The following is a 19,606-nucleotide window of genomic DNA, read 5'->3' on the forward strand; positions in this document are numbered from 1 at the left end:
GGCGGTGGGCTCCTGGCGGTGGTGAAGGCGGGGCGCGGAGGGGAGGAGGGCGGGCCGTCAGGGCGGGCCGTCAGGCTTGGCCCGAGGCGTCGTGGTCGGCGTCGTTGAGGATCTGCGACGCGTTCCTACCGCCCTGGCCGGCGCTGTCGAGGACCTCGCTGACCCTGGAGAACAGCTTGATGACGCCCTCGGTCGGCCTGTCGACGTTCTCGTGGTACTGCTTGCCGATGTCGTCGTTGCCGGCCGAGCTCTTGTTGTACCGGTTGATCTCGTCGGTCTTGCCCTTGATCAGCGTGATCAGGTCCGACATCTCGTGGAACTTGGCGAACTTGGACTCCAGGTCCGACAGGGCCTTCAGCTCCTCAGCCACGGAACTCCTCCTGGCGGTCGCGCTTGCGCCGCTCCTCGGCCGCCGCCTCGTCGGCGAAGCCGGGGCGCATCTGCCGCAGCGGCGCGAAGAGGTCGTCGAGTTCGGTTCCGCCGGACAGCGAGGCCCGCAGGCTCTCGCCGAGGCCCTTGAAGGAGCCCATCGTCTCGGTGATCCGGTCGCCGATGTCGGCCCGCGCGGTGTTCAGCAGGTCGGTGAGCAGCGAGGCGAGCGCGGCGGGGGCCATCGACCGGTAGCCGGTGGTGTGGAAGGTCATCGACACCACCTGGCCCTGGGCGCCGACCGTGACGGAGACCATGCGGTCCTTGGACGTCGCCGTGGCCGTCGCGTTCTGGAGCTCGCGGGCCGCCTCGGTCATCTTGGCCTGCTGCTCGGTGAGCCTGGTCATCGCCTGCTCGATCTGTTCGGCGTACGAGAACGCCATTCCCGCCTCCTCCGTGTCGGTCCCCGCGGTCACCCCGATGGCGTCGTCCCGGGCCCACGGGGGTCGGGCCCGGGACGCGCCGGTCTTCGGGGGTCGTACGGTCCTCTCTACGGACGGGGTGGGCCGCCCGGTTCGACGGGCCCGCGATCAGCGGCCGATGACTCCCGTCACCGCGCCGGAGTCGGTGCCCCAGACCTCCTCGTCCTCGGCCAGCCAGGTGGTGCGCTGACGCTCCTTCTCGCCCTGGCCCGCCCCACCACCGGCGCCGCCCGGGGGCGGCATCATCGGGGCGCCCGAGCCGCCGGTGGTGGAGATGCCGCGGCCCATCAGCGCCGCCTCCTCGGCGGCGGTGGCCGCGGCGGCCCGCCCGGCGGCCGCGTTGCGGGCCATGGCCGCCTCCTCGGCCAGCGCGGCACCCGCCTTGGCCGCGATCGGCGACAACCGCCCGCCCGTGCCGATCGTGGGCACGCCGCCGGACACACCGCCGGTGGTGCGCACGCCCGCGCCGAAGCCCTCGCCGATGCCCTCGCCGATCCTCGGGAGCGCCGTCGTGCGGCCGGAGCCGAAGTCGCCGACGCTGCTCCAGTTGGAGCCCAGGCCGGGCAGGCCGCCGGTGCTGCTGCCGGTGCCCAGGTGGCTCTCGATGGCGCGGCGCTGGTCGGAGATCATCTGGTCGAACGGGGAGACGGTGCGGCCGCCGGAGTCGCGGACGACGCCGTCCTTGTCGATGGTCGTGTCCTTGTCGAGCACGACCGTGTTGCCGTTGCCGTCCTTCATCAGCGTGCCGTCGGGGAGGGTGACGGTGCCGTCCGGGTTGCGCTTGGAGCCCGGCGGCACCTTGAACGCACCGCCCGGGATGATCGGGTCCGGCAGGCCGACCTTGGTGCCGGGCGGCACCTTCCGGGGCTTGCCGTTCGCATCCAGCAGCGGCTGGCCGTTCGGGCCGATCAGTTCGCCCTTGCCGTTGACCGTGGTGCCCGGCGGCACGTACATCGGCTTGCCGTCCTTGCCGAGGACCGGCTTGCCGTCCTTGTCGAGGAGCGGCGACTGGCCCGCGGTGCCGAGGTTGAGGTTGCTGCCGGGGCCGCCGCTGCCGGTGTGGCTGCCGTTCTTGTTGGGGTTGAGGTCCAGCTTGGGCGGGGGCGGCCCGCCGCTGCCGGTGTGGTTGCCGTTCTTGTCCTTGTTGTTCAGGTCCTTGAGGTCGGGGCCGCCCTTGCCTCCGCCGCCCTGGCCACCACCACCGCCGCCGCCCTGGGTGTCCGGCGCCTTGGGCGGCGCGTCGACCGGGAGGATCATCCGCACGTCACTGAACTTGCCGAGCGGGCCGCCCGCGTAGCCGTAGGACGTCGTCAGGTTCGCCTTCACCCTGATGGCCGCACTGTCCAGCGTCCAGGCGACCCAGAGGTTCCAGAGGGCCTTGGCCTGCTGCTCGATCTGCTGGAGGAAGGCCGAGCTGCTGCCGGCCACCGGTTGCACGCCGTCCCTCACCGACCAGGTGACGCTGCCGTAGTCGGAGCTGTCGGCGAGGGTCGGCACCAGGCCGTACGTCATCATGCTGAAGGCGTAGTGGACGCAGTACCAGGGCCAGGACAGGGAGTCGTCCTTGAAGTGCTTGACCTCCCAGCCCGTGCCCCCGTCCAGGTTCCCGGACTTGTTGCGCCAGGTGTTGTAGCCGTCGTAGAGGCCGTACAGCGCGAAGTTCAGGCCGTCGCCGCCGGACTTGAGGTGCGTCTCGACGCGGTGGTCGTCCCCGCCGAGCCGCTCACGCAGCTGGTCGAACTCGCTGCGCAGGCCGACCAGGACCTCCTTGAACCGGCCGGCCGCGCTGCCCTGGAACTTGTCGCCGGCGCCGTCCACGTGGTCGGCCCAGCCCTGGACCTTCTTCTGGCACTCCGTGGCCCAGGTGTGGAGGTCGGCGATGTCCTGGGCCACGTCGGCGAAGCTCTGGATGCTCGTCGTGTCGTTCCCGTGGCCGCCCCACAGCATCGGGCCGAGGATCTCGTCGGCCATGTGCTCGAAGCGGTACAGGTTGGTGCGGACGTCCTTCGGGTCGCTCGGCGTCCAGGTCTCCCAGTGGAGCTTGCAGCCGACGATCGTCGAGACGGCCGGGTTCGTTCCCGGGTAGGTCCACTCCGACCACACGGCGAAGCCGTCCTTGTAGCCGTTGATCTGCCCCTGGGTACTGGTGTAGACCTGGATGTCGCTGATCCACTGCTCGGCCAGGACGTCCTCGCGCTTCGCCACGTCGACCTGGTTCGAGGCGGCGAACGCCTTGATCATCTCCTCCCAGGGCTGGAGCGGCGTGGTGGCCGTCCCGGAGTTCTGGGGATCCTTGGTTTCTGCCATGGCTGCTTCCTGGTGCGAGGGAGGGCTGGTCGAGGCGTGGGCGGCCGGGCCGGGTGGGTCCGCGGCCCGGCCGCTCTGCGGTCAGACGTTCGGCTAGGTCCCGGTGCCGCCGCCGGTGCCGCCGCCGGTACCGGTGATTCCGCCGCCACCGGTGCTTCCGCCGCCGCCACCGTTGAGGACGTCGCTGAGGATCTGCATCATGTTGGCCTCGGTCCAGGCGCTGTGCTCACCCTCGCCCAGCCGGGTGTTCGCGTTCTGGAGGTCGACCACCACCTTGTCGATGGCGTCGTGGATGGTCCCCATCGAGGTCGTGAGGCTCGTGCGGTACGCAGTCAGCCTGTCCCGCAGGGTCTTGACCGGCTGGAACGAGTCGTTACCGGGCAGCAGCGCGTGGTTGGTGATCGTCGCCGACTTGGTGCCCACCTCGTCCCTGAAGGTCTGCAGGTCCCCGACGAAGTCCTTGATTCCGTCGGGATCGACCTTGATCGTGCCCTCGCCCATGGGCGAACTCCTAAGCCCTCGTGGCTAGTTGAACTGCTTCCGGCCGTCCTGGTCCGCCTGGATCATGGTCTCGTGCATGTGGCCGAGCCTGCCCGCGGCGGCGATGATGTCGTCGTTCATCGCCTGGGCGTTCCTGTTCACGACCTGCTGGAAGTTCGTGAAGGCGGTGGCCGCCGCACCCTGGAACTGACCGCTCTCCGTCAGATGGGTCAGCTGGTTCATCACCGCCTGGAGGCTGTCGCTCATCCCGCCGCCGGCCTGCGCCAGCTCGCTCTGCGCCTGCTCGATGCTCTCGTGGTGGAGCTGGATGCTCCCGAAGTTGTCCATGCCCATGGTTCGGCGTTCCCTTCCCGTCGTACGCGCCGTCAGGCGCCCTGGAGTCCTTCGTAGATGCCGTCGGCGGCCTGCGCGCGAGCCTCGGCCTCGGCGTTGGTGATGATCTGGCTGGCGCCCTGGGTCGACTCGACGAAGCGCTCGAAGGCGGCGATGACCTCGTGGTAGCGGCGCATCCAGTCGTCGAGCTTCTCCTGGAAGGTCGAGCTGGCGCCGGAGATCCAGCCCTGCCCGACCTCCTCCTTGATCCGCTGGACCGTACGGCCGGCCGTGATCATGTCGTCGATCTGCTGCTGCAGACCCTTGAGGACGTTGCTGATCGCCTCGTCCTGTTTCGTCAGCATGCCAGGCGTGCTCACCAGGATCTCCCTTCCTCCGCGCGCCGGGCGCGCGCGGTTCCGAACGACTCAACGGGGCTGCCGGGACGGGCGGTTCAGTCGCAGGCCGACGGGGCCGGAGAGGTGGCCTGAGCACCCGGACCGACCGCCGCCACCGTGGGCGCCCCCGCCACGGGGACCCCTGCCGCGGGGGCTCCTGCCACCGGGGCCCCCGCCGAGGCGGCGGTCGCGGAGACGGCGCTCGCGGAGACGGCGGGCACGTCCGCCAGGGCCGCCGGGTCCAGGCTCGGCCCCGCCGGCAGCAGCGCCACCACGGCGGCGGGCACGGCCGCCGGCGTCACACCCGCGTAGCCGAGCTGCTTGACCACGGCGGCCGAGGGCAGCGCGTACCGCACCCCGCCCTCGGTGACCAGGTACTGCGTCCCGCCGCCGCCCGCGCCCGACAGCACCCGCACCAGCGCGCCGCGCCCGGGCCGTACGGCGATCCGGTCGGCCACCGCGCAGGCGCCGGGCGCCGCCGGGGCCGGGGCGCGGCCCACGTCCGCCACGGCGGCGGGCAGCACGGTGACGGCGGTGGTCGGGGAGGCCGCGCCCGCGTGCACGTCCGCGCAGACGCCCTCGCCGCGCAGCGGGGTCACCAACTGCGGCGGCGCCTGCGGCAGTCCGCCGCCCGGGGCGGCGCCCGGCGCGGAGTGCGCGGCCAGGTCCTCCGCACCGATCGCGACGGGCGCGGGGGCGGCGCTGCCGTACGCCTCGCGCTGGGTGCGCCGGTCGCCGAGCAGCAGCCCGTACTGGGTCGCGGTCAGCGGGGCGAGGCCCTCACGGGTCAGGACGTAGCGGGCGCCGCCGGAGGCGTCGAAGAGCTGGCCGATACGGGTCGGCTTCCCCGCCAGCGCCGGGCCCGGGTCGCCCCGGCCGGGGACGGCGGGCGCGGCGAGGTCCGGCCCGGCGGGCAGGGCGTTCAGCACCCCGGCCGGGACGGGGAACGGCGTCGCACCGCCGTAACCGAGCGCCTGGAGCGCGCCGTTGGCGGTGTCCACGCGCAGCCGCTGACCCTGCCAGAGCAGGTGCACCGAGCCGTCCGGCAGCGCGACCAGCAGGCCCTGGCCGGGGCCGAGGGCCCTGCCCTCCCCCGCCGGGTCCACCTGCAGCGCCAGCCGGGGCGCGGGGGCGCCCGTCGGGCCGGGCTGCACGGTGCCGCAGACCAGCCAGGTGCCGCCGCCCAGGTCACCGGCGGGCGGCAGCCCGTCCGGGGCGCCGGCGATCCCCACCGGCAACCCGCGCGGGGCGTCCGCGATCGAGTCCCGGCTCACCGAACGGACCGTCAGCTGGTCGCCGGCCAGCAGCTTGGCGCTGGTGTCGTTGAGCACCGGGTGCAGCTGCCCGCCGATGGACAGGTAGCGGGCGCCGCTCTCCTCCACCACCAGCAGGGTGCCGGGCTTCTCCCAGCCGGAGTCGCCGCCGGGCTTGATCACCCCGTACACCGTCACACCGAGCCCGATCAGCACCGCCACCGCCAGGCCCGTCACCGCACCCCGGGTGGTCCTGCCGGTCGGGCTGTCCGGCGCGTCGGGCTCCGCCCGCAGCATGCCGGAGGCCAGCCTGCTCATCACGAACAGGTGCGCCTGCACCTGGTCGCGTCGGGACTGCATCCACGTCCTCCCCGCATCGCACACCGGGGCGCCGCCGATGCCGCGCCCCCACCCCGGTCCTACGGGCGGGAAGGGCCTGGGAGTTCATCCATATCTCTTGAACCCTCCGGTGCGGGTGCAGGATGCTGGGGGCCTTCGTGTCGGGAATCGAGGAGGGGCACGGTTGGACTGGGCTCAGGCCGCCGGGTACGGGGCCGTCGGGGGCGCGCTCGTCGAACTGGTCATCGTCAACGGGCGGTTGCTCGCCTGGCAGGCCGCCCGGCACAGAGCCCGCGACGAACGCAAACGCCGACTGCCTCCCCTGCGGCACTACATCGACCCGACCGCCGACCTCGCCGCCGCCCTCAGCCGGATCGCCCTCGGGGCACTGACCGGCTGGCTGCTCCACTCGCAGGTCACCGGGCTGTACGCGGCGGTGGCGGCCGGGGCTTCGGCGCCGGCGCTGATCCGGCAGCTGGGGACGTTCGGGAGCGTGCAGGACGTGGTCCGGGGGCCGGTGGCGTCGGCGGAGGTCGAGGCGACGAGGGAGCGGGCCGAGGAGGTGGGGTCATGACCTTCCTCCAGCGGTACCTGCGCTCGCTGCTGGGCCTGGGGGCCCCGGTCGGGCTCTCCTCGGACGGGCCTTCCCCGGTCGGGCTGTCCTCGGACGGGCTGTCCTCCGACGGGCTGCGGCCGGGCTCCGGCCTGCCCTGGTGGCGCCGGTACGCGGCCTCGCTGGTCGGGGTGCCGCTGGCGGCGGCGCCGGTCGGCGGCGGTGGCGTGGTGGCGCAGCCGTCGAGGGGGGCGCAGCCGTTCCACGGGTACACGCGCGGGAACCGGCACCTCCTGGTGCCGCGGCCCGGCTCGTACCAGCGCCTCGAGCCCGGGGGGCCTGCGATCGCCTACGGCGTCCCCACGGCGACCGGCTCCCCTCGTTCCCGCCGCCTGGTCGGCGTCGGCTTCGCCCTGGCACTGATCGGCGGGGTGATCGCCCTGCTCCTGACCGCCACTCCCGCCGACACGCCGAACCAGCCGGCGCCGAGCACGACCGCCCCCACGACGCCGGGCCGGAGCAGCCCGCCTCACCCGACGCCCTGACGGCCGCTCAGCACGGCACGGCCCTCCGGTGCCCACCGCAGCCGCTACGGTGGTCGTCGACCGGCGGACAAGTCGCCCAGCTCCCTGGGCACTTGAGCCGCAGCCGCGCTGATGACCTCCGGGGGACCCAGTGACGTACTTCGTGGAACTGCCCGTGACCGCCGGCCAGGACCCACCCGAGACCGTACGCGTCGAGATCACCCAGGTCGGCGAGGGCCTCGTCCAGGTCTCCCGCCCCGGCCAGGTCGTCGCCCGCGCCACCCGCTCCCTCGGCGACATGCTCGCCGGCATCCGCCCCGTCGCCCAGAACTTCGTCGAAGGCTTCCAGGGCCTGGCCCACGCCCCCGACGAGATCAGCATCGAGTTCGGCCTCTCCCTCTCCGCCGAGGCGGACGTGGTCATCTCCAGCACCTCCGCCGAGGCCAACTTCAAGGTCTCCCTCACCTGGAACCACCACCCGAGGGCCGAGCCCGCCGCCGAGGAGGAATAGGGAACCGTCAGGGCCGCATCAGCACCCCGTCAAAGCCCGACCGGCACTCCGCCCGGCGGGTGCAGGGTGGACGTCACCTGCAAGTCCGCAGGTTCGCACCGGAGGTGAGCCCGCATGTCCGTCTTCGCCGCGTTCCACTCCCACGCCCCCGCGCCCGCCCTCGACCACCCCGGGCATCGCCTGCGCGCCGCGTTCGCCCGGATCGTCGAACGGCTCACCGCGAGCCCCCTCGACAACTCCGTCCTGCACGCCATGGGCGCCCCCCGCACCACCACCCGGCCCGCCGGGCTGCACGCCCACTGGCACCCGGTCCGCCGCCCCGACGGCACCACCGGACTCGAGGCCGACTGGCACACCGGGAACTGAGTCCGTTCCCACGGCAGGGGCCGGGGCGGGACCATGCGGTATGGAGTTTCTCGCCTACCACCGCGACCGCCCCGGCTCGATGCCGCTGCGCAGCGCCCTGATCGAGGCCCACTGGTCCTACATGGACGGCTTCGCCGAGCAGTTGATCGCCCGCGGCCCGACCTTCGACGAGGCCACCGACACCGTCACCGGCAGCGTCCACATCGTCGACCTGCCCGACCCGGCCGCCGCCCGCGCGTTCGCCTTCGACGAGCCCAACTACCAGGCCGGCGCCTACCGGGACGTCCTCCTGCGCCGCTGGACCAACACCCTCGGCCGCACCATGTGGGACCACCCGGACCTCATGACCGAGGAAGCCCCCCGCTCCCTCATCCTCGCCCTCGGCGAAGGCGACCCCGCCGACCTCACCCCACCCCCCACCCACAAGCCCCACCTCATCGCCTACGGCCCCCTCCTCGCCGACGACGGCACCACCTGGCTCGGCACCGCCGCCATCCTCGACACCCCCGACCCCACCACCGCCCACACCCTCCTCACCCCCACCGCGTACGCCACCGTCGAAGTCCACTCCTGGGCCCCCGGCGGCCGCCGCTGACCCCCCACCCGGCCCCGCCCCCGACACTCGGGGGCCGGGCCGGGTACTCGAGCATCGAGTCGAACTTGGCAGGGATGGGCCACCGGTCCGGGTCAGGGCCCCGCATCAACCAGAAGAAGTGGTCGGAGTTGTATCCCCACTTCAGAAGCCCGCCCTCTGCCGGGGAGCACACCCGGCCAACTGCTCCAGCGTTTCTTCGATGCCCACGTTCTGCTCCAGGCTCTGTCAGGTCCGGTTGAGGGTGTCCTCGATGAGGTCGCGGGCGGCGGGGCCGTAGACGGCGGAGACCTTCAGGCGGTCGAACGCTCTGCGGAAGACGTCGAGGCGGGCCGGGTCGGTGATGGTTTCGGCGCCGCGGAAGCCTTCGACCTCCGCTCTGCGGTCGTCGAAGAGGGCGAAGCCGTCGCCCGGGTAGACGAGGAGCCTGGCTCTGGCGGGGATGATGCCGAGCTTGAGGCCGGGCAGGTCGATGGCCTCGGCCAGCCTGCGCAGTTGGCCGCGCATCACTTCGGAGCCGCCGATGTTGGTGAGCAGGGCCTGTTCGCCGAGGAGGACGTGGTAGGTGCGGCCCTCCTGCCCGATGTACTGGGCGCGGGCGGTGCGGGCCGCGACGCCGGCCCGGATGTCGTCGGGGGTGCCGTGGAAGTCGACGACGAGGCGGAGCATGGCCTCGGCGTACTGCGCGGTCTGGAGATTGCCCCAGATGACGTCCGGCGAATAGCCCGCGTAGTGGCGGGTTTCTCTGACGAGGTCCAGAAACGATTCCTGTACCGGGCCGGTGCCCTGCCGGAGGAGGCTGTCCCAACTCTCTTCTGTCGCCATGCCCGGGATTGTTCCAGTAAGTACTGACAGCCGTACGGGAGTTCCGCTGCCCGCCGTGGGGCGGGCAGCGGGGAGGGTCAGGGGGTGGGGCGCTTCTCGAGGCGGGTGCCTTCGCGGAGGGTGATGGACATGAGGTCGCTGGGGGCGTCGAGTTCGAGGCGGTGCCAGCGGCCGCGGGGGACGATGACGGCGGTGCCGGGGGTGAGGTGGTGCATCTCTTCGGGGGTGTCGGGGTGGTCGGGGCGGAGGTAGAGGCGGAGGGAGCCGGTGAGGCAGCAGACGGCTTCTTCGGCGTGGGGGTGCATCTCCCAGTGGTCGGCGTGGACGTCGGCGTCGGTCTCGACGTGGAAGGTGCCGATCTGCCAGGCGCCGGTGGGGCTGGTGGCCATCTTCCGTTCGGCGGCGTGGACGTGGCCGTCGGGGTGGAAGTGGAGGGCTGAGGCGAAGAGGGAGAAGGAGGAGGTGGTCATGAGGGGTTCCTTTCAGCGCGGCGTGAGGGCAGGGCGAGGACGGCGACGGCTGTGGCGAGCAGGAACAGGCAGGCCCCGCCTGCGAGGCCCGCGGCGTAGCCGTCGCCGAGTGCGGCGGTGTCGGTGGCGCCGCCGGTGTGCTGGGCGGCGACGGTGGCGAGGGCGGCCAGGCCGATGCAGCCGCCGAGTTGGCGGGAGCTGTTGAGCAGGCCGGAGGCGGTGCCGGCCTCGGCCGGGGCGACGCCGGTGGTCGCGGCGGCGGCGACGGGGGCGAGGAGGAGGCCGAGGCCGATGCTGGTGACGGCGGAGGGGCCGAGGATGTCGGTGAGGAAGGTGCCGTCGGGGCTGAGGCGGGCGAACCAGGTGAGGCCCGCGGTGGCGAGGAGGGCGCCGGCGATGAGGCAGGCGCGGGGGCCTCGGGTGGTGGTGACGCGGGTGGCGATGACGGTGCCGACGACGACGCCCGCGGAGAAGGGGAGGAACGCGGAGCCGGTCGCGGCCGCGCCCATGCCGAGGACCTGCTGCATGTAGAGGGAGACGAAGTAGAAGGCGGCGAACTGGCCTGCGGCCGCCAGGAACACCAGGACGTTGGCCCCGGCGACCCACCGGCTGCGCAGCAGGCCGAGCCGTAGCAGGGGTGCGGAGCTGCGGGACTCGACGAGGACGAAGGCGGCGAGCGAGGACAGGGCGACGGCCAGGGTGAGCAGCGTGGCCGGGGAGCCCCAGCCGAGGCGGTCGGCGCGGACGACGCCGAGGACCAGCAGTCCGCAGCCGCCGGTGGCGAGGAGTGCGCCGGGCACGTCCAGGCGCTCCCGGCGCGCGGGGTGCGCGTCGGCGGGTACGCCGGCGGCCGTCAGCGCGAGGGCGGCGGCGACGATGGGCAGGTTGACGAGCATCACCCAGCGCCAGCCCGCGTACTGGGTGAGGAGTCCGCCGGCGAGTACGCCGAGTGCGCCGCCTGCGGCGTTGACCGCGCTCCACACGCCGAGGGCGCGCACCCGGCTGCGCCCCTCGGGGAAGGTGGTGGTGAGCAGGGAGAGCGCCGCGGGGGCGGCGGCCGCGGCGCCGAGGCCCTGTCCGGCGCGGGCGGCGACGAGCTGCCAGGGGGCCTGGGCGAGGCCGCCGGCGAGGGAGCAGGCGGCGAAGAGGGCGAGGCCGAGGGTGAGTAGCCTGCGCCGCCCGTACAGGTCGCAGGCGCGGCCGCCGAGCAGGAGGGCGCCGCCGAAGGTGAGCGCGTAGACGTGGACGACCCAGGAGAGGTCGAGGGGGGCGAAGCCGAGTGCGGTGCGGACGGCGGGCAGGGCGACGTTGACGACCGACTGGTCGAGGGCGAAGACGAATTGGGCGACGGCGACCGCCGCGAGCACCACGGCGGGGCGCCCTCGGGAGTTTCTGTACATGTATAGAAACGTAGCGCGCAGCGGCGACCCCTGTCGAGCGAGAAGCGGGAAGAGGGCCCGGGGGATGATGGACCCATGCCCGAGCAGCACGAAGAGCCCCGCGAAGACCGGCACGAAGAGCCCCGCGAAGAGCAGCGCGAAGACCAGCGCGAAGAGCAGCGCAGAGCGCCCCGCAAGCCCCCCGGCCGCCCGCCCCGAATCTCCCTCGACCAGGTCCTCGACGCCGCGCGCCGGATCGTGACCGAGGAGGGCGTGGCCAAGCTGACGATGCGCCGGCTCGCGACAGAGGTCGGAAGCACCCCAATGGCGCTCTACCACCACGTGCGCGACAAGGACGAGCTGCTCGTCCTGCTCCTCGACGACTACGCCCGGCGGAACCTGCGCCGCCCCGAGCTGCCCGCCGACCCCCGGGAGCGGGTGCTCCTGGCCGCGACGGCGATCCACGACGCGCTGGCCGGCTGCCCCTGGATCGTCGAGGTGCTGACCGCCGACGACCTGATGTCCACCGCCTCGCTCTGGTTCGTCGAACAGATCGTCGAGGGTCTTCTCGCCTGCGGCCTGACCCCCGAACGGGCCGTCCACGGGTACCGCGCGATCTGGTACTACACGGCCGGGGAGATCATGGTCCGGGCGACGGCCGGCCGGCGGCGCGCGGACAGCGACCATCGAACGTACAGGGAGCGAGTTTTCGCCGATCTCGACGCAGAGGAGTTCCCGCGTTTGGCCCAGGTCGCGGCCGACTGGGCCGCTATCACGGCCGAGGACACCTACCGTCAGGGCCTCAGGGCCCTGCTGAACGGACTCCTGGCTGCTTCCTGACGCCTCGACACATCACCTCCACAGCCCCGGAAGAGACGTATCGTCACAGGTCATCCCACCTGTCACCACCCCAAACGCACCCTCCCCCGGAAACAAGCGGTAGGCCAATCTTCAAATCTCGACCATGCGTTTCACACATCCACCTCTTCGGGTGGTCCGGATGCTCTACATTGATTTCCGCCTCGCACGGTTGGACGAGGGGCGACGTTTGATGATCTGCGGTTCAGCGCCGGGGGCGGTGTGTTGACACCCCCTCGGGCGCGGGGTGGGGACGATCATTTCTCGGCGCCCGGGCGGGGTGTCCACGTCACGCGGCAATAGCGGCAATAGTCGATTCGCCATTCCCGGGAGCAGCGTTCCGGGAGACGCGACGGCTGCAGGAACGGTGCGGCACGGGAGGTGGGGCCTCCCCAGGGGAGGCATTCAGGTACGGGAGGCGCGAGCCTTCCTGGGGGGAGGGATCGTGTGGAGCGAACACGTCGAACCCGCTGACGACCTCGAAGGGGCTGTCGAGCAGGGGGAAGCCGAATTATCGACCCCGTTGCCACCGGCGCGACGGCGCCGGACGCACGGGGCGATCGACCGGGACGCGCTGGACTGGGAGCAGCAGTACCGCCGGACCGTGGTCGTGAGCGACACGGTGGCCACCGCCTTCGTGGTGGCGGCGATCGGCGGCTTCTTCGGAGTCAGGGACGCGGCCAACTGGCACGAGAAATGGGGAATTCTCGCCTTCGGCACCGAGATTCTGGTGCTGGTGGCACTGACGACCACCCGGGCATGGGCTCCGGCGGTGCTCGGGCAGGGCGCCGAGGAGTTCCGCAGACTCGGACGGTCCCTCTTCACGGCGGCCGTGGTGCTGTCGCTGGGGGGGATCGCCCTCACGTCGACCAACATCAAACTCTGGATCTTCGTCGCGATCCCGGCGATCACCCTGGTCACCATGACCGAGCGGTATCTGCTGCGGCTCGCGCTGCACAAGCAGCGCAAGGCGGGGCGGTGCCTGCGCCCGGTGCTCGCCGCCGGGAGCCCCGCCACCCTGCGCGACCTGATCGCCCGCACCCGCAAGTTCCCCCACCTGGGCTGGCGGGTGGAGGCGGTGTGCACGCCGTACGGGCTGGGGCCCAACGGGGACCGGCTGGACGGCGTTCCGGTGGTCGGCCGGCTCACGGACGTGGCCGGCCACGTGCACCGCGACGGCTACCGGGTCGTCGCGATCACCCCCGACCCGTACTGGTCGCCTGACCGGCTGCAGCGGCTGGCCTGGAACCTGGAGGGCGGCGACGCCGAGATGGTCGTGGCGCCCGTGCTGATGGAGGTGGCCGGGCCCCGGCTGCACGTCGACGCCGTCCTCGGCATCCCGATGCTGCGGGTGTCCATGCCGGCCTTCACCGGCGGGCCCCGGGCGGTCAAGGCGGTCGTGGACCGGCTCGGCGCCGCCGTCCTGCTGGTGCTGTTCTCGCCGTTGATGCTGGCCGTCGGGCTCCTCGTCCTGATCGACAGCAGGGGCGGGGCGTTCTACCGCCAGCACCGGGTCGGCAAGGACGGACGGCAGTTCACGCTGGTGAAGTTCCGCACGATGGTCGTCGGGGCGGACCGCAAGCGCGCCGAACTGGCCGAGCGAAACGAGGGCGCGGGCCTGCTGTTCAAGCTCCGCCGCGATCCCCGGGTGACCAGGGTGGGCGGGGTACTGCGCCGGTACTCGCTGGACGAACTCCCGCAGCTGTTCAACGTGTTGGCCGGATCGATGTCGCTCGTCGGCCCCCGGCCGCCGCTGCCGGAGGAGACGGCCGCGTACGGGCCTGACATCAAGCGGCGGCTGCTCGTCAAGCCCGGGCTCACGGGCCTGTGGCAGATCAGCGGGCGCAGCGACCTGCCGTGGGAGGAGGCCGTGCGCCTCGACCTGCGGTACGTGGAGGACTGGTCGCTCGCCCTGGACGCGGTGATCCTCTGGAAGACGCTGCGGGCGGTGCTCCAGGGGCAGGGAGCGTACTGATGCACGAGCCGCAAGAGGCGCAAGAGGTACACGAGTTGCAAGAGCCGCAAGAGGTGCACGAGCCGCACGAGGTTCAAGGGGAGCACGGGGGGCGCCGGGCAGCCGGCGCGCGGACGGCCGGCCACCGGGGCCGGCCCGAGGGGAGGGACGGATCATGCGGGTCAGCGTCTTAGGTCTGGGCTACGTCGGGTGCGTGTCGGCGGCCTGCCTGGCGAGCCTGGGTCACGAGGTCATCGGGGTGGACGTCAACCCCGTGAAGGTCGAGCTGGTCAACGACGGCAAGGCCCCGGTGGTCGAGGAGCGCATCGGCGAGATGATCGCCGAGGTCGTCGCGTCGGGTGCGCTGCGCGCCACCGTCGACGTCCGGGACGCGGTCCTGGGCACCGAGGTGTCGCTGGTCTGCGTGGGCACACCCTCGGAGGCCAACGGCAGCCTGTGCACCACCTACCTGGAGCGGGTCGCCGAGCAGATCGGCGCGGCGGCGGCGGAGAAGGCCGAACGCGGCGAGCGGCACACCGTGGTCTTCCGCAGCACCATGCTGCCGGGCACCTGCCTGGACCTGCTGGTGCCGATCCTGGAGAAGCACCTGGGCGGCACCGCCGGGGTGGACATCGGGGTGGCGGTCAACCCGGAGTTCCTGCGCGAGGGCACCAGCGTGCGGGACTTCTTCGACCCGCCGAAGACCGTCATCGGCGAGCTGGACGCGGCCAGCGGCGACGTGGTCGCCGCCCTGTACGAGGGCCTGCCCGGCGAGGTGTTCCGGGTGCCCGTCCCGGTGGCCGAGGCGATCAAGTACGCGGACAACGCCTTCCACGGCCTCAAGATCGGCTTCGCCAACGAGCTGGGCGCCGTCTGCCAGGCCCTCGGGGTGGACTCGCACCAGGTGATCGACGTCTTCCTCGCCGACCGCAAGCTCAACATCAGCCCCGCCTACCTGCGCCCCGGCTTCGCCTTCGGCGGCTCCTGCCTGCCCAAGGACCTGCGCAGCCTCGTCCACGCGGCGCGGCGGGCCGACATCTCGGTGCCGATCCTCTCGCACGTGCTGCCCTCCAACGCCGACCACCTCCAGCGCGCGGTGGAGCTCATCGAGCGCACCGGCAAGCGCCGGGTGGGCCTGTTCGGCCTCTCCTTCAAGCCCGGCACCGACGACCTGCGCGAGAGCCCGCTCGTCGAGCTCGCGGAGCGGCTCTTCGGCAAGGGCTACGACCTGCGGATCTACGACCCGAACGTGAGCCTGTCCCGGCTGCTCGGCGCGAACCGCGAGTACATCGAGACCCGGCTGCCGCACCTGGCGCAGCTGCTCGCGGAGTCCGTCGAGGAGGTGCTCGACCACGCCGAGGTGGCCGTGGTGGGCACCAGGGAGCCGGCCGTGCTGTCGGCCCTGCCCCACGGTGGCGGCCCGCTGATCGTCGACCTCATCCGCCTTCCCGACGCCGACGCGCGCCGGACCGAACCGGGGTACATCGGCCTTGCTTGGTGAAGAGACCGGCCGCGGCGGGCGCGGACGCCGCGCGCTGATCCTGGTGGAGAACCTGTCGGTGCCCTTCGACCGGCGGGTGTGGCAGGAGTGCACGACGCTACGCGAAGCGGGCTGGACGGTGGACGTGATCTGCCCGCAGGGCAGCAAGCGGGACACCGAGCCCGAGGCGGTGATCGACGGGGTGCGCATCCACCGCTACCCGTTGCAGGCCGCCACCGGCGGCCCGGCCGGCTACCTGAAGGAGTACGGCACGGCGCTGTGGCACACCGCCCGGCTGGCCCGCAGGGTCGGCCCGGTGGACGTCGTCCACGCCTGCAACCCGCCGGACCTGCTGTTCCTGCCGGCGCTGCTGCTCAAGCGGCGCGGCGCCCGGTTCGTCTTCGACCAGCACGACCTGGTGCCCGAGCTGTACCTGTCCCGGTTCGACCGGGGCAAGGACGCGCTCTACCGCGCCGTCTGCGCGCTGGAACGATTCACCTACCGCGCGGCCGACGTGGTGATCGCCACCAACGAGAGCTACCGGGAGGTCGCGCAGCGCCGCGGCGGCAAGCGGCCCGAGGACGTCTTCGTGGTGCGCAGCGCCCCCGACACCTCGCGGTTCCAGCCGGTGCCGCCGGAGCCGGAGCTGAAGCGCGGCAAGCCCCATCTGCTGTGCTACCTGGGCGTGATGGGCCCGCAGGACGGCGTGGACTACGCCCTGCGCGCCCTGGCGAAGCTGCGCGACGAGGTGGGCCGCAGCGACTGGCACGCCGTGTTCGTCGGCGGCGGCGACACCTTCGACGCGATGGTGGAGCTCTCCCGCGAGCTGGGCCTGTCCGAGCAGGTGCAGTTCACCGGCCGTGTCCCGGACGCGGACCTGGTGCGCTACCTGTCCTCCGCCGACATCTGCCTCTCCCCCGACCCGCTCAACCCGCTCAACGACGTGTCGACCATGAACAAGGTCCTGGAGTACATGGTCATGGGCCGGCCGATGGTCTCCTTCGACCTGCGGGAGGCGCGGGTCTCCGCCGGGGACGCCGCCGTCTACGCGCCCGCCAACGACGAGTCCCGTTTCGCCGAGCTGATCGCCGAGCTGATGGACGACCCGGACAGGCGCGCCGAGATGGGCAAGCTCGGCCAGGAACGCATCAACGGGCCGCTGGCCTGGCGCAACTCCCAGAAGGCCCTGCTCGACGCCTACGCCGCCGCCTGCCGCAACCACGGGAGCAGGAAGCACCGTTGAGCGACGACACGATACGCCTGGTCACGATCGGCCGGATCTTCCGACGGCGCTGGCGGCTCCTCGCCGTCCTCGCCGTCGTGGGCGGACTCGTCGGCTACGGCACCTCCCTGCTGTTCCCTCCGCAGTACACGACCTCCGCGTCGGTGCTGCTGCCGGGGGCGTGGCAGGAACGCGAACTGCTCACCCAGGCCCAGATCGCCACCAGCTCGGTGGTGATCGACCGCACGGCCGCCACCCTCAAATGGGCCGGGGTGGGCGGCACCGAACTGCGCGACCGGGTGACCGCCACGGCCTCGAACGGGAACATCATCGAGATCTCGGGCACGGCCGACACCCCGGAGCGGGCCCAGCAGCTCTCCGACCAGGTGGCCAAGCAGTTCGTCGGCTACGCGGCGCGGCTCACCGGCGACGGCACCGACCCGGAGGCGGCGCAGCCCGAGGCGCTGCGGCAGATGGTGCAGCAGGCCAGCAGCCGCATCACCGAACTGGCCAACGCGGCCAACCCGGGGCAGACCGTGGAGAGCGTGCAGACCCGCACGGAGCTCGCGAAGCTGCGCACCGCGCTCCAGGAGGCCGTCAAGAAGCTGGACCAGGCGGACCCGGCCACCTTCAAGTCCGCCAACATGGTGGTCATGGGCCCGGCCGCCCGGCCCACCGGGGAGGCGGCGCCGACGCGGATGCAGCTCGTCGCCGCCGGGGCGCTCTCCTTCTTCCTGTTCGCCGTCATCGGGCACCTGACGGCCGCCCGGATGAGCCGGCGGCTGCGCACCGAGGGCGAGATCGCCGCGGCGCTGGGCACCTCGCTGCTGGGCAGCGTCGACGTGCCCGGCGACAGGGCCGAACTGCGGCCCGGGGGCCGGGGCCCCAAGGCGCTGCTGCGCCGGCTGCTCGCCCTGGACGTGCGCTGGGACCTGCCGGTCCCGCACGCCTCCGGGGACGAGGCCAGCCGGCGGATCCGCTACCGCCGGGTGTGCGCCCGGCTGAAGGACCGGTTCGCCGCGCCCCGGCGGCTGCTGCTGCTCGTCCCCGAGGGCGACGGGCCGGCCCGCCTGGGAGCCGAGCAGCTCGCCGCCGAGGCGGGGAAGGACCCGCTGCTGCGGGTGGTCGAGGTGCCGCTCGCCCGGCCGCTGGTGCCCGACCACGACGAGGAGTCCGGCGCCGTGGTGATGCTCAGCGCGGGCAACTGGACGGCTCTCGAGCTCGGCGGCATCACCGAGGCGTGCGCGGACGCCGGGCACGAGGTCGTGGGCCTCGTCCTGGCCGGCCCGGTCGTCACCAAGGGGAAGCGCTCCGGCGGCCGCGCCTCGAAGAAGGCCGCCATCGCGAACACGGACGCCGAAGGCGGTGAGCGGTGACCACCCGTACGACCTCCGAGCCGTCGGCCGCCTCCCCCCTGCTGGACCTCCAGTCCCTGGTGGTCGCGGTGCGCAGGCGCCGCCGCCTGTGGTCGCTGCTGGCGCTGGTCGGGTTCGTGCTCGGCGCGGCCGTCGCCGTCCTGAAGCCGCCGCCGCCCACCGCCGTGGCCACCGTGCTGGTGCAGCACACGGCGGACCAGCCCAACGACCCCGGGACGCTGATCAAGACCGACGCGGCCCTGTTGCAGACCACCAACATCGCGGGCGCCGCCCTGAAGACCCTCGGGTCCCCGGACAGGCCCGAGGACTTCATCAAGGACTACAGCGGCACCGGGCTGACGAACAACCTGCTCCAGATCACCGTCACGGCCAGGAGCGAGACGCAGGCGACGGCCCGGGCCAAGGCCCTGGCCGAGACGTTCGTCGCCGACCACGTGGCCCGGCTCCAGCAGGCCGCGGAGGCCGAGTCCAAAGCCCTGCTCGAACAGCGCGACCGGCTCAAGGAGGAGCTCGCCCAGGTCAACAAGAGCATCGGCGACGCCTCCCAGGGCAACGCGTCCAAGACCTCGCCGAACCTGGAGTCGCTGTACGCCAGCCGGGCCGAACTCACCTCCCGCATCACCGACTTCGGGCAGCGCGCCGCCGAGGCCCGGGTCGGCACGCCCCGGCTCGTCGCCGGCACCCAGATCGTGGACGCCCCGCGCCTGGTCAAGGCGTCCCTGCCGAAGGCCGCCGCCACGGACGCCGCCGTCGGCCTCGTCCTCGGGCTGGTCATGGGCATCGCGCTGGCCGCCGTCGGCGCGGTGGTGGCGGACCGTCCGGTGCTGCGCCGGGAGATCGCGGCGAACCTGGGCGCGTCCGTCCTCACGGAGCTGCCCCGGACGCCGCGCGGGCCGCTCGCCCGCCTCCGGCGCCGCCGCGTGCGCGAGGCCCGGGAGCGGCTCACCGCGACGCTGGCTCGCAGGGTGCGCGGCGGCGAGGGGACGGTGTGCCTGCTGGAGCTGGGCTCCGCGCGCAGCACGGCCGGGATCGCCCTGGACCTCGCCGCGGACCTCCGGAAGGAGGGCCCAGTACTCCTCGTCGACGGCCTTCCGGGCACCCAGCTGGCCAGGGCCCCGAAGGCTTCGGGCACCACGGTGGTCCGCGCCGCGCAGGCCCCCGACACCCCCGAGACCGGCCAACTGCGGCTCGCCGTCGGCTCGGTGGCCCCCGGCACGGCCTGGACCGACCTGCAGTACCTCGGCACCCGCGCCGTGCTGGTCGTCCGGGCCGGGCACGGCAGCACCGCCTGGCTGCACACCGTGGCGCGCCAGCTCGCCGAGCAGCGCATCGAGGTGATCGGCGTGGTCCTGATCGACCCCGACCCGCGCGACCGCACCGACGGCACCCTCTGGGACGGCCCGCCCGCCCCGCCGCGCGGCGACGGCCAACCGCCCGCCCGCCTGAACGGGACCGCCCCGCGGCGGACCGAACGACAGCCCGTGCGGACCGCAGCGGTCCCCGACGACGACAGTGACCAGGAGGCGAGGTAAGGA

General features: G+C 72.9%; 21 protein-coding genes. 11 read left to right on the forward strand and 10 right to left on the reverse strand.

Annotated features, from left to right (window positions below; all coding sequences use genetic code 11):
• Window positions 1–70: 70 nt before the first annotated feature.
• The 7 genes from IH61_RS0113655 to eccB all read right to left on the reverse strand — a co-directional run bounded on the left by IH61_RS0113655 (window position 71) and on the right by eccB (window position 5,982).
• Window positions 71–370, reverse strand: coding sequence for a hypothetical protein (locus IH61_RS0113655; protein WP_031069275.1), 300 nt, complete (start codon window positions 368–370; stop codon window positions 71–73).
• Window positions 363–812 carry a YbaB/EbfC family nucleoid-associated protein gene (locus IH61_RS0113660; RefSeq protein ID WP_051836981.1) on the reverse strand — a complete coding sequence of 150 codons (450 nt, stop codon included), beginning with the start codon at window positions 810–812 and terminating at the stop codon, window positions 363–365. The genes IH61_RS0113655 and IH61_RS0113660 overlap by 8 nt, the downstream gene beginning before the upstream one ends.
• Window positions 813–959: 147 nt before the next feature.
• Window positions 960–3,158 (reverse strand): hypothetical protein, encoded by a 2,199-nt coding sequence (locus tag IH61_RS0113665; RefSeq protein WP_031069278.1) that lies wholly within the window; start codon window positions 3,156–3,158, stop codon window positions 960–962.
• Between the two features lie 93 nt (window positions 3,159–3,251).
• On the reverse strand, window positions 3,252–3,659 hold the full coding sequence (locus IH61_RS0113670) for a hypothetical protein (RefSeq protein ID WP_031069280.1): 408 nt from the start codon (window positions 3,657–3,659) through the stop codon (window positions 3,252–3,254).
• A 24-nt stretch (window positions 3,660–3,683) separates the two neighbouring features.
• Complete coding sequence (locus IH61_RS0113675; protein WP_031069283.1) at window positions 3,684–3,992, reverse strand: WXG100 family type VII secretion target; 309 nt, start codon at window positions 3,990–3,992, stop codon at window positions 3,684–3,686.
• Window positions 3,993–4,024: 32 nt separating this feature from the next.
• On the reverse strand, window positions 4,025–4,351 hold the full coding sequence (locus IH61_RS0113680; protein WP_158844957.1) for a hypothetical protein: 327 nt from the start codon (window positions 4,349–4,351) through the stop codon (window positions 4,025–4,027).
• A 74-nt stretch (window positions 4,352–4,425) separates the two neighbouring features.
• Window positions 4,426–5,982: a type VII secretion protein EccB gene (gene eccB, locus IH61_RS0113685; protein WP_063763193.1), complete on the reverse strand. Its 1,557-nt coding sequence runs from the start codon at window positions 5,980–5,982 to the stop codon at window positions 4,426–4,428.
• Window positions 5,983–6,145: 163 nt separating this feature from the next.
• Here eccB and IH61_RS0113690 point away from each other — a divergent pair, with 163 nt between their 5' ends.
• From IH61_RS0113690 to IH61_RS0113710, 5 genes are all read left to right on the forward strand, one after another.
• A complete protein-coding gene (locus tag IH61_RS0113690) occupies window positions 6,146–6,535 on the forward strand; it encodes a hypothetical protein (protein ID WP_031069287.1) in 390 nt (129 codons plus the stop codon).
• Window positions 6,532–7,059: a hypothetical protein gene (locus IH61_RS0113695; RefSeq protein WP_031069288.1), complete on the forward strand. Its 528-nt coding sequence runs from the start codon at window positions 6,532–6,534 to the stop codon at window positions 7,057–7,059. Before IH61_RS0113690 ends, IH61_RS0113695 begins: the two co-directional genes overlap by 4 nt.
• A gap of 130 nt (window positions 7,060–7,189) precedes the next feature.
• Window positions 7,190–7,549: a CU044_2847 family protein gene (locus tag IH61_RS0113700; protein WP_031069291.1), complete on the forward strand. Its 360-nt coding sequence runs from the start codon at window positions 7,190–7,192 to the stop codon at window positions 7,547–7,549.
• A gap of 114 nt (window positions 7,550–7,663) precedes the next feature.
• A complete protein-coding gene (locus IH61_RS45890) occupies window positions 7,664–7,915 on the forward strand; it encodes a hypothetical protein (protein ID WP_037972576.1) in 252 nt (83 codons plus the stop codon).
• A 40-nt stretch (window positions 7,916–7,955) separates the two neighbouring features.
• Window positions 7,956–8,510 carry a YciI family protein gene (locus IH61_RS0113710; RefSeq protein ID WP_031069293.1) on the forward strand — a complete coding sequence of 185 codons (555 nt, stop codon included), beginning with the start codon at window positions 7,956–7,958 and terminating at the stop codon, window positions 8,508–8,510.
• 225 nt (window positions 8,511–8,735) lie between these two features.
• Here IH61_RS0113710 and IH61_RS0113715 read toward each other — a convergent pair whose 3' ends face one another.
• From IH61_RS0113715 to IH61_RS0113725, 3 genes are all read right to left on the reverse strand, one after another.
• The gene (locus IH61_RS0113715) at window positions 8,736–9,332 is read right to left on the reverse strand and encodes a DUF5753 domain-containing protein (protein ID WP_037972578.1); all 597 of its coding nucleotides are present in this window, start codon (window positions 9,330–9,332) and stop codon (window positions 8,736–8,738) included.
• 77 nt (window positions 9,333–9,409) lie between these two features.
• Entirely contained in the window at window positions 9,410–9,802 is a 393-nt protein-coding gene (locus IH61_RS0113720) for a cupin domain-containing protein (RefSeq protein WP_031069296.1), read from the reverse strand.
• A complete protein-coding gene (locus IH61_RS0113725; RefSeq protein ID WP_051836983.1) occupies window positions 9,799–11,202 on the reverse strand; it encodes an MFS transporter in 1,404 nt (467 codons plus the stop codon). Before IH61_RS0113725 ends, IH61_RS0113720 begins: the two co-directional genes overlap by 4 nt.
• 75 nt (window positions 11,203–11,277) lie before the next feature.
• Between IH61_RS0113725 and IH61_RS0113730 the strand changes: the two genes are divergently transcribed.
• The 6 genes from IH61_RS0113730 to IH61_RS0113755 all read left to right on the forward strand — a co-directional run bounded on the left by IH61_RS0113730 (window position 11,278) and on the right by IH61_RS0113755 (window position 19,603).
• Window positions 11,278–12,021, forward strand: coding sequence for a TetR/AcrR family transcriptional regulator C-terminal domain-containing protein (locus tag IH61_RS0113730; RefSeq protein ID WP_078911075.1), 744 nt, complete (start codon window positions 11,278–11,280; stop codon window positions 12,019–12,021).
• 541 nt (window positions 12,022–12,562) lie between these two features.
• The gene (locus IH61_RS0113735) at window positions 12,563–14,014 is read left to right on the forward strand and encodes a sugar transferase (protein WP_031069302.1); all 1,452 of its coding nucleotides are present in this window, start codon (window positions 12,563–12,565) and stop codon (window positions 14,012–14,014) included.
• 154 nt (window positions 14,015–14,168) lie between these two features.
• Window positions 14,169–15,494, forward strand: coding sequence for a nucleotide sugar dehydrogenase (locus IH61_RS0113740; protein WP_031069304.1), 1,326 nt, complete (start codon window positions 14,169–14,171; stop codon window positions 15,492–15,494).
• The gene (locus IH61_RS0113745; protein ID WP_031069305.1) at window positions 15,484–16,716 is read left to right on the forward strand and encodes a glycosyltransferase family 4 protein; all 1,233 of its coding nucleotides are present in this window, start codon (window positions 15,484–15,486) and stop codon (window positions 16,714–16,716) included. Before IH61_RS0113740 ends, IH61_RS0113745 begins: the two co-directional genes overlap by 11 nt.
• On the forward strand, window positions 16,713–18,071 hold the full coding sequence (locus IH61_RS0113750) for a YveK family protein (protein ID WP_031069307.1): 1,359 nt from the start codon (window positions 16,713–16,715) through the stop codon (window positions 18,069–18,071). The genes IH61_RS0113745 and IH61_RS0113750 overlap by 4 nt, the downstream gene beginning before the upstream one ends.
• Window positions 18,068–19,603, forward strand: coding sequence for a Wzz/FepE/Etk N-terminal domain-containing protein (locus IH61_RS0113755; protein WP_031069309.1), 1,536 nt, complete (start codon window positions 18,068–18,070; stop codon window positions 19,601–19,603). Before IH61_RS0113750 ends, IH61_RS0113755 begins: the two co-directional genes overlap by 4 nt.
• Window positions 19,604–19,606 lie beyond the last annotated feature (3 nt).

The sequence above is a fragment of the Streptomyces sp. NRRL WC-3742 genome, assembly GCF_000720635.1.
GTDB lineage: Bacteria > Actinomycetota > Actinomycetes > Streptomycetales > Streptomycetaceae > Kitasatospora.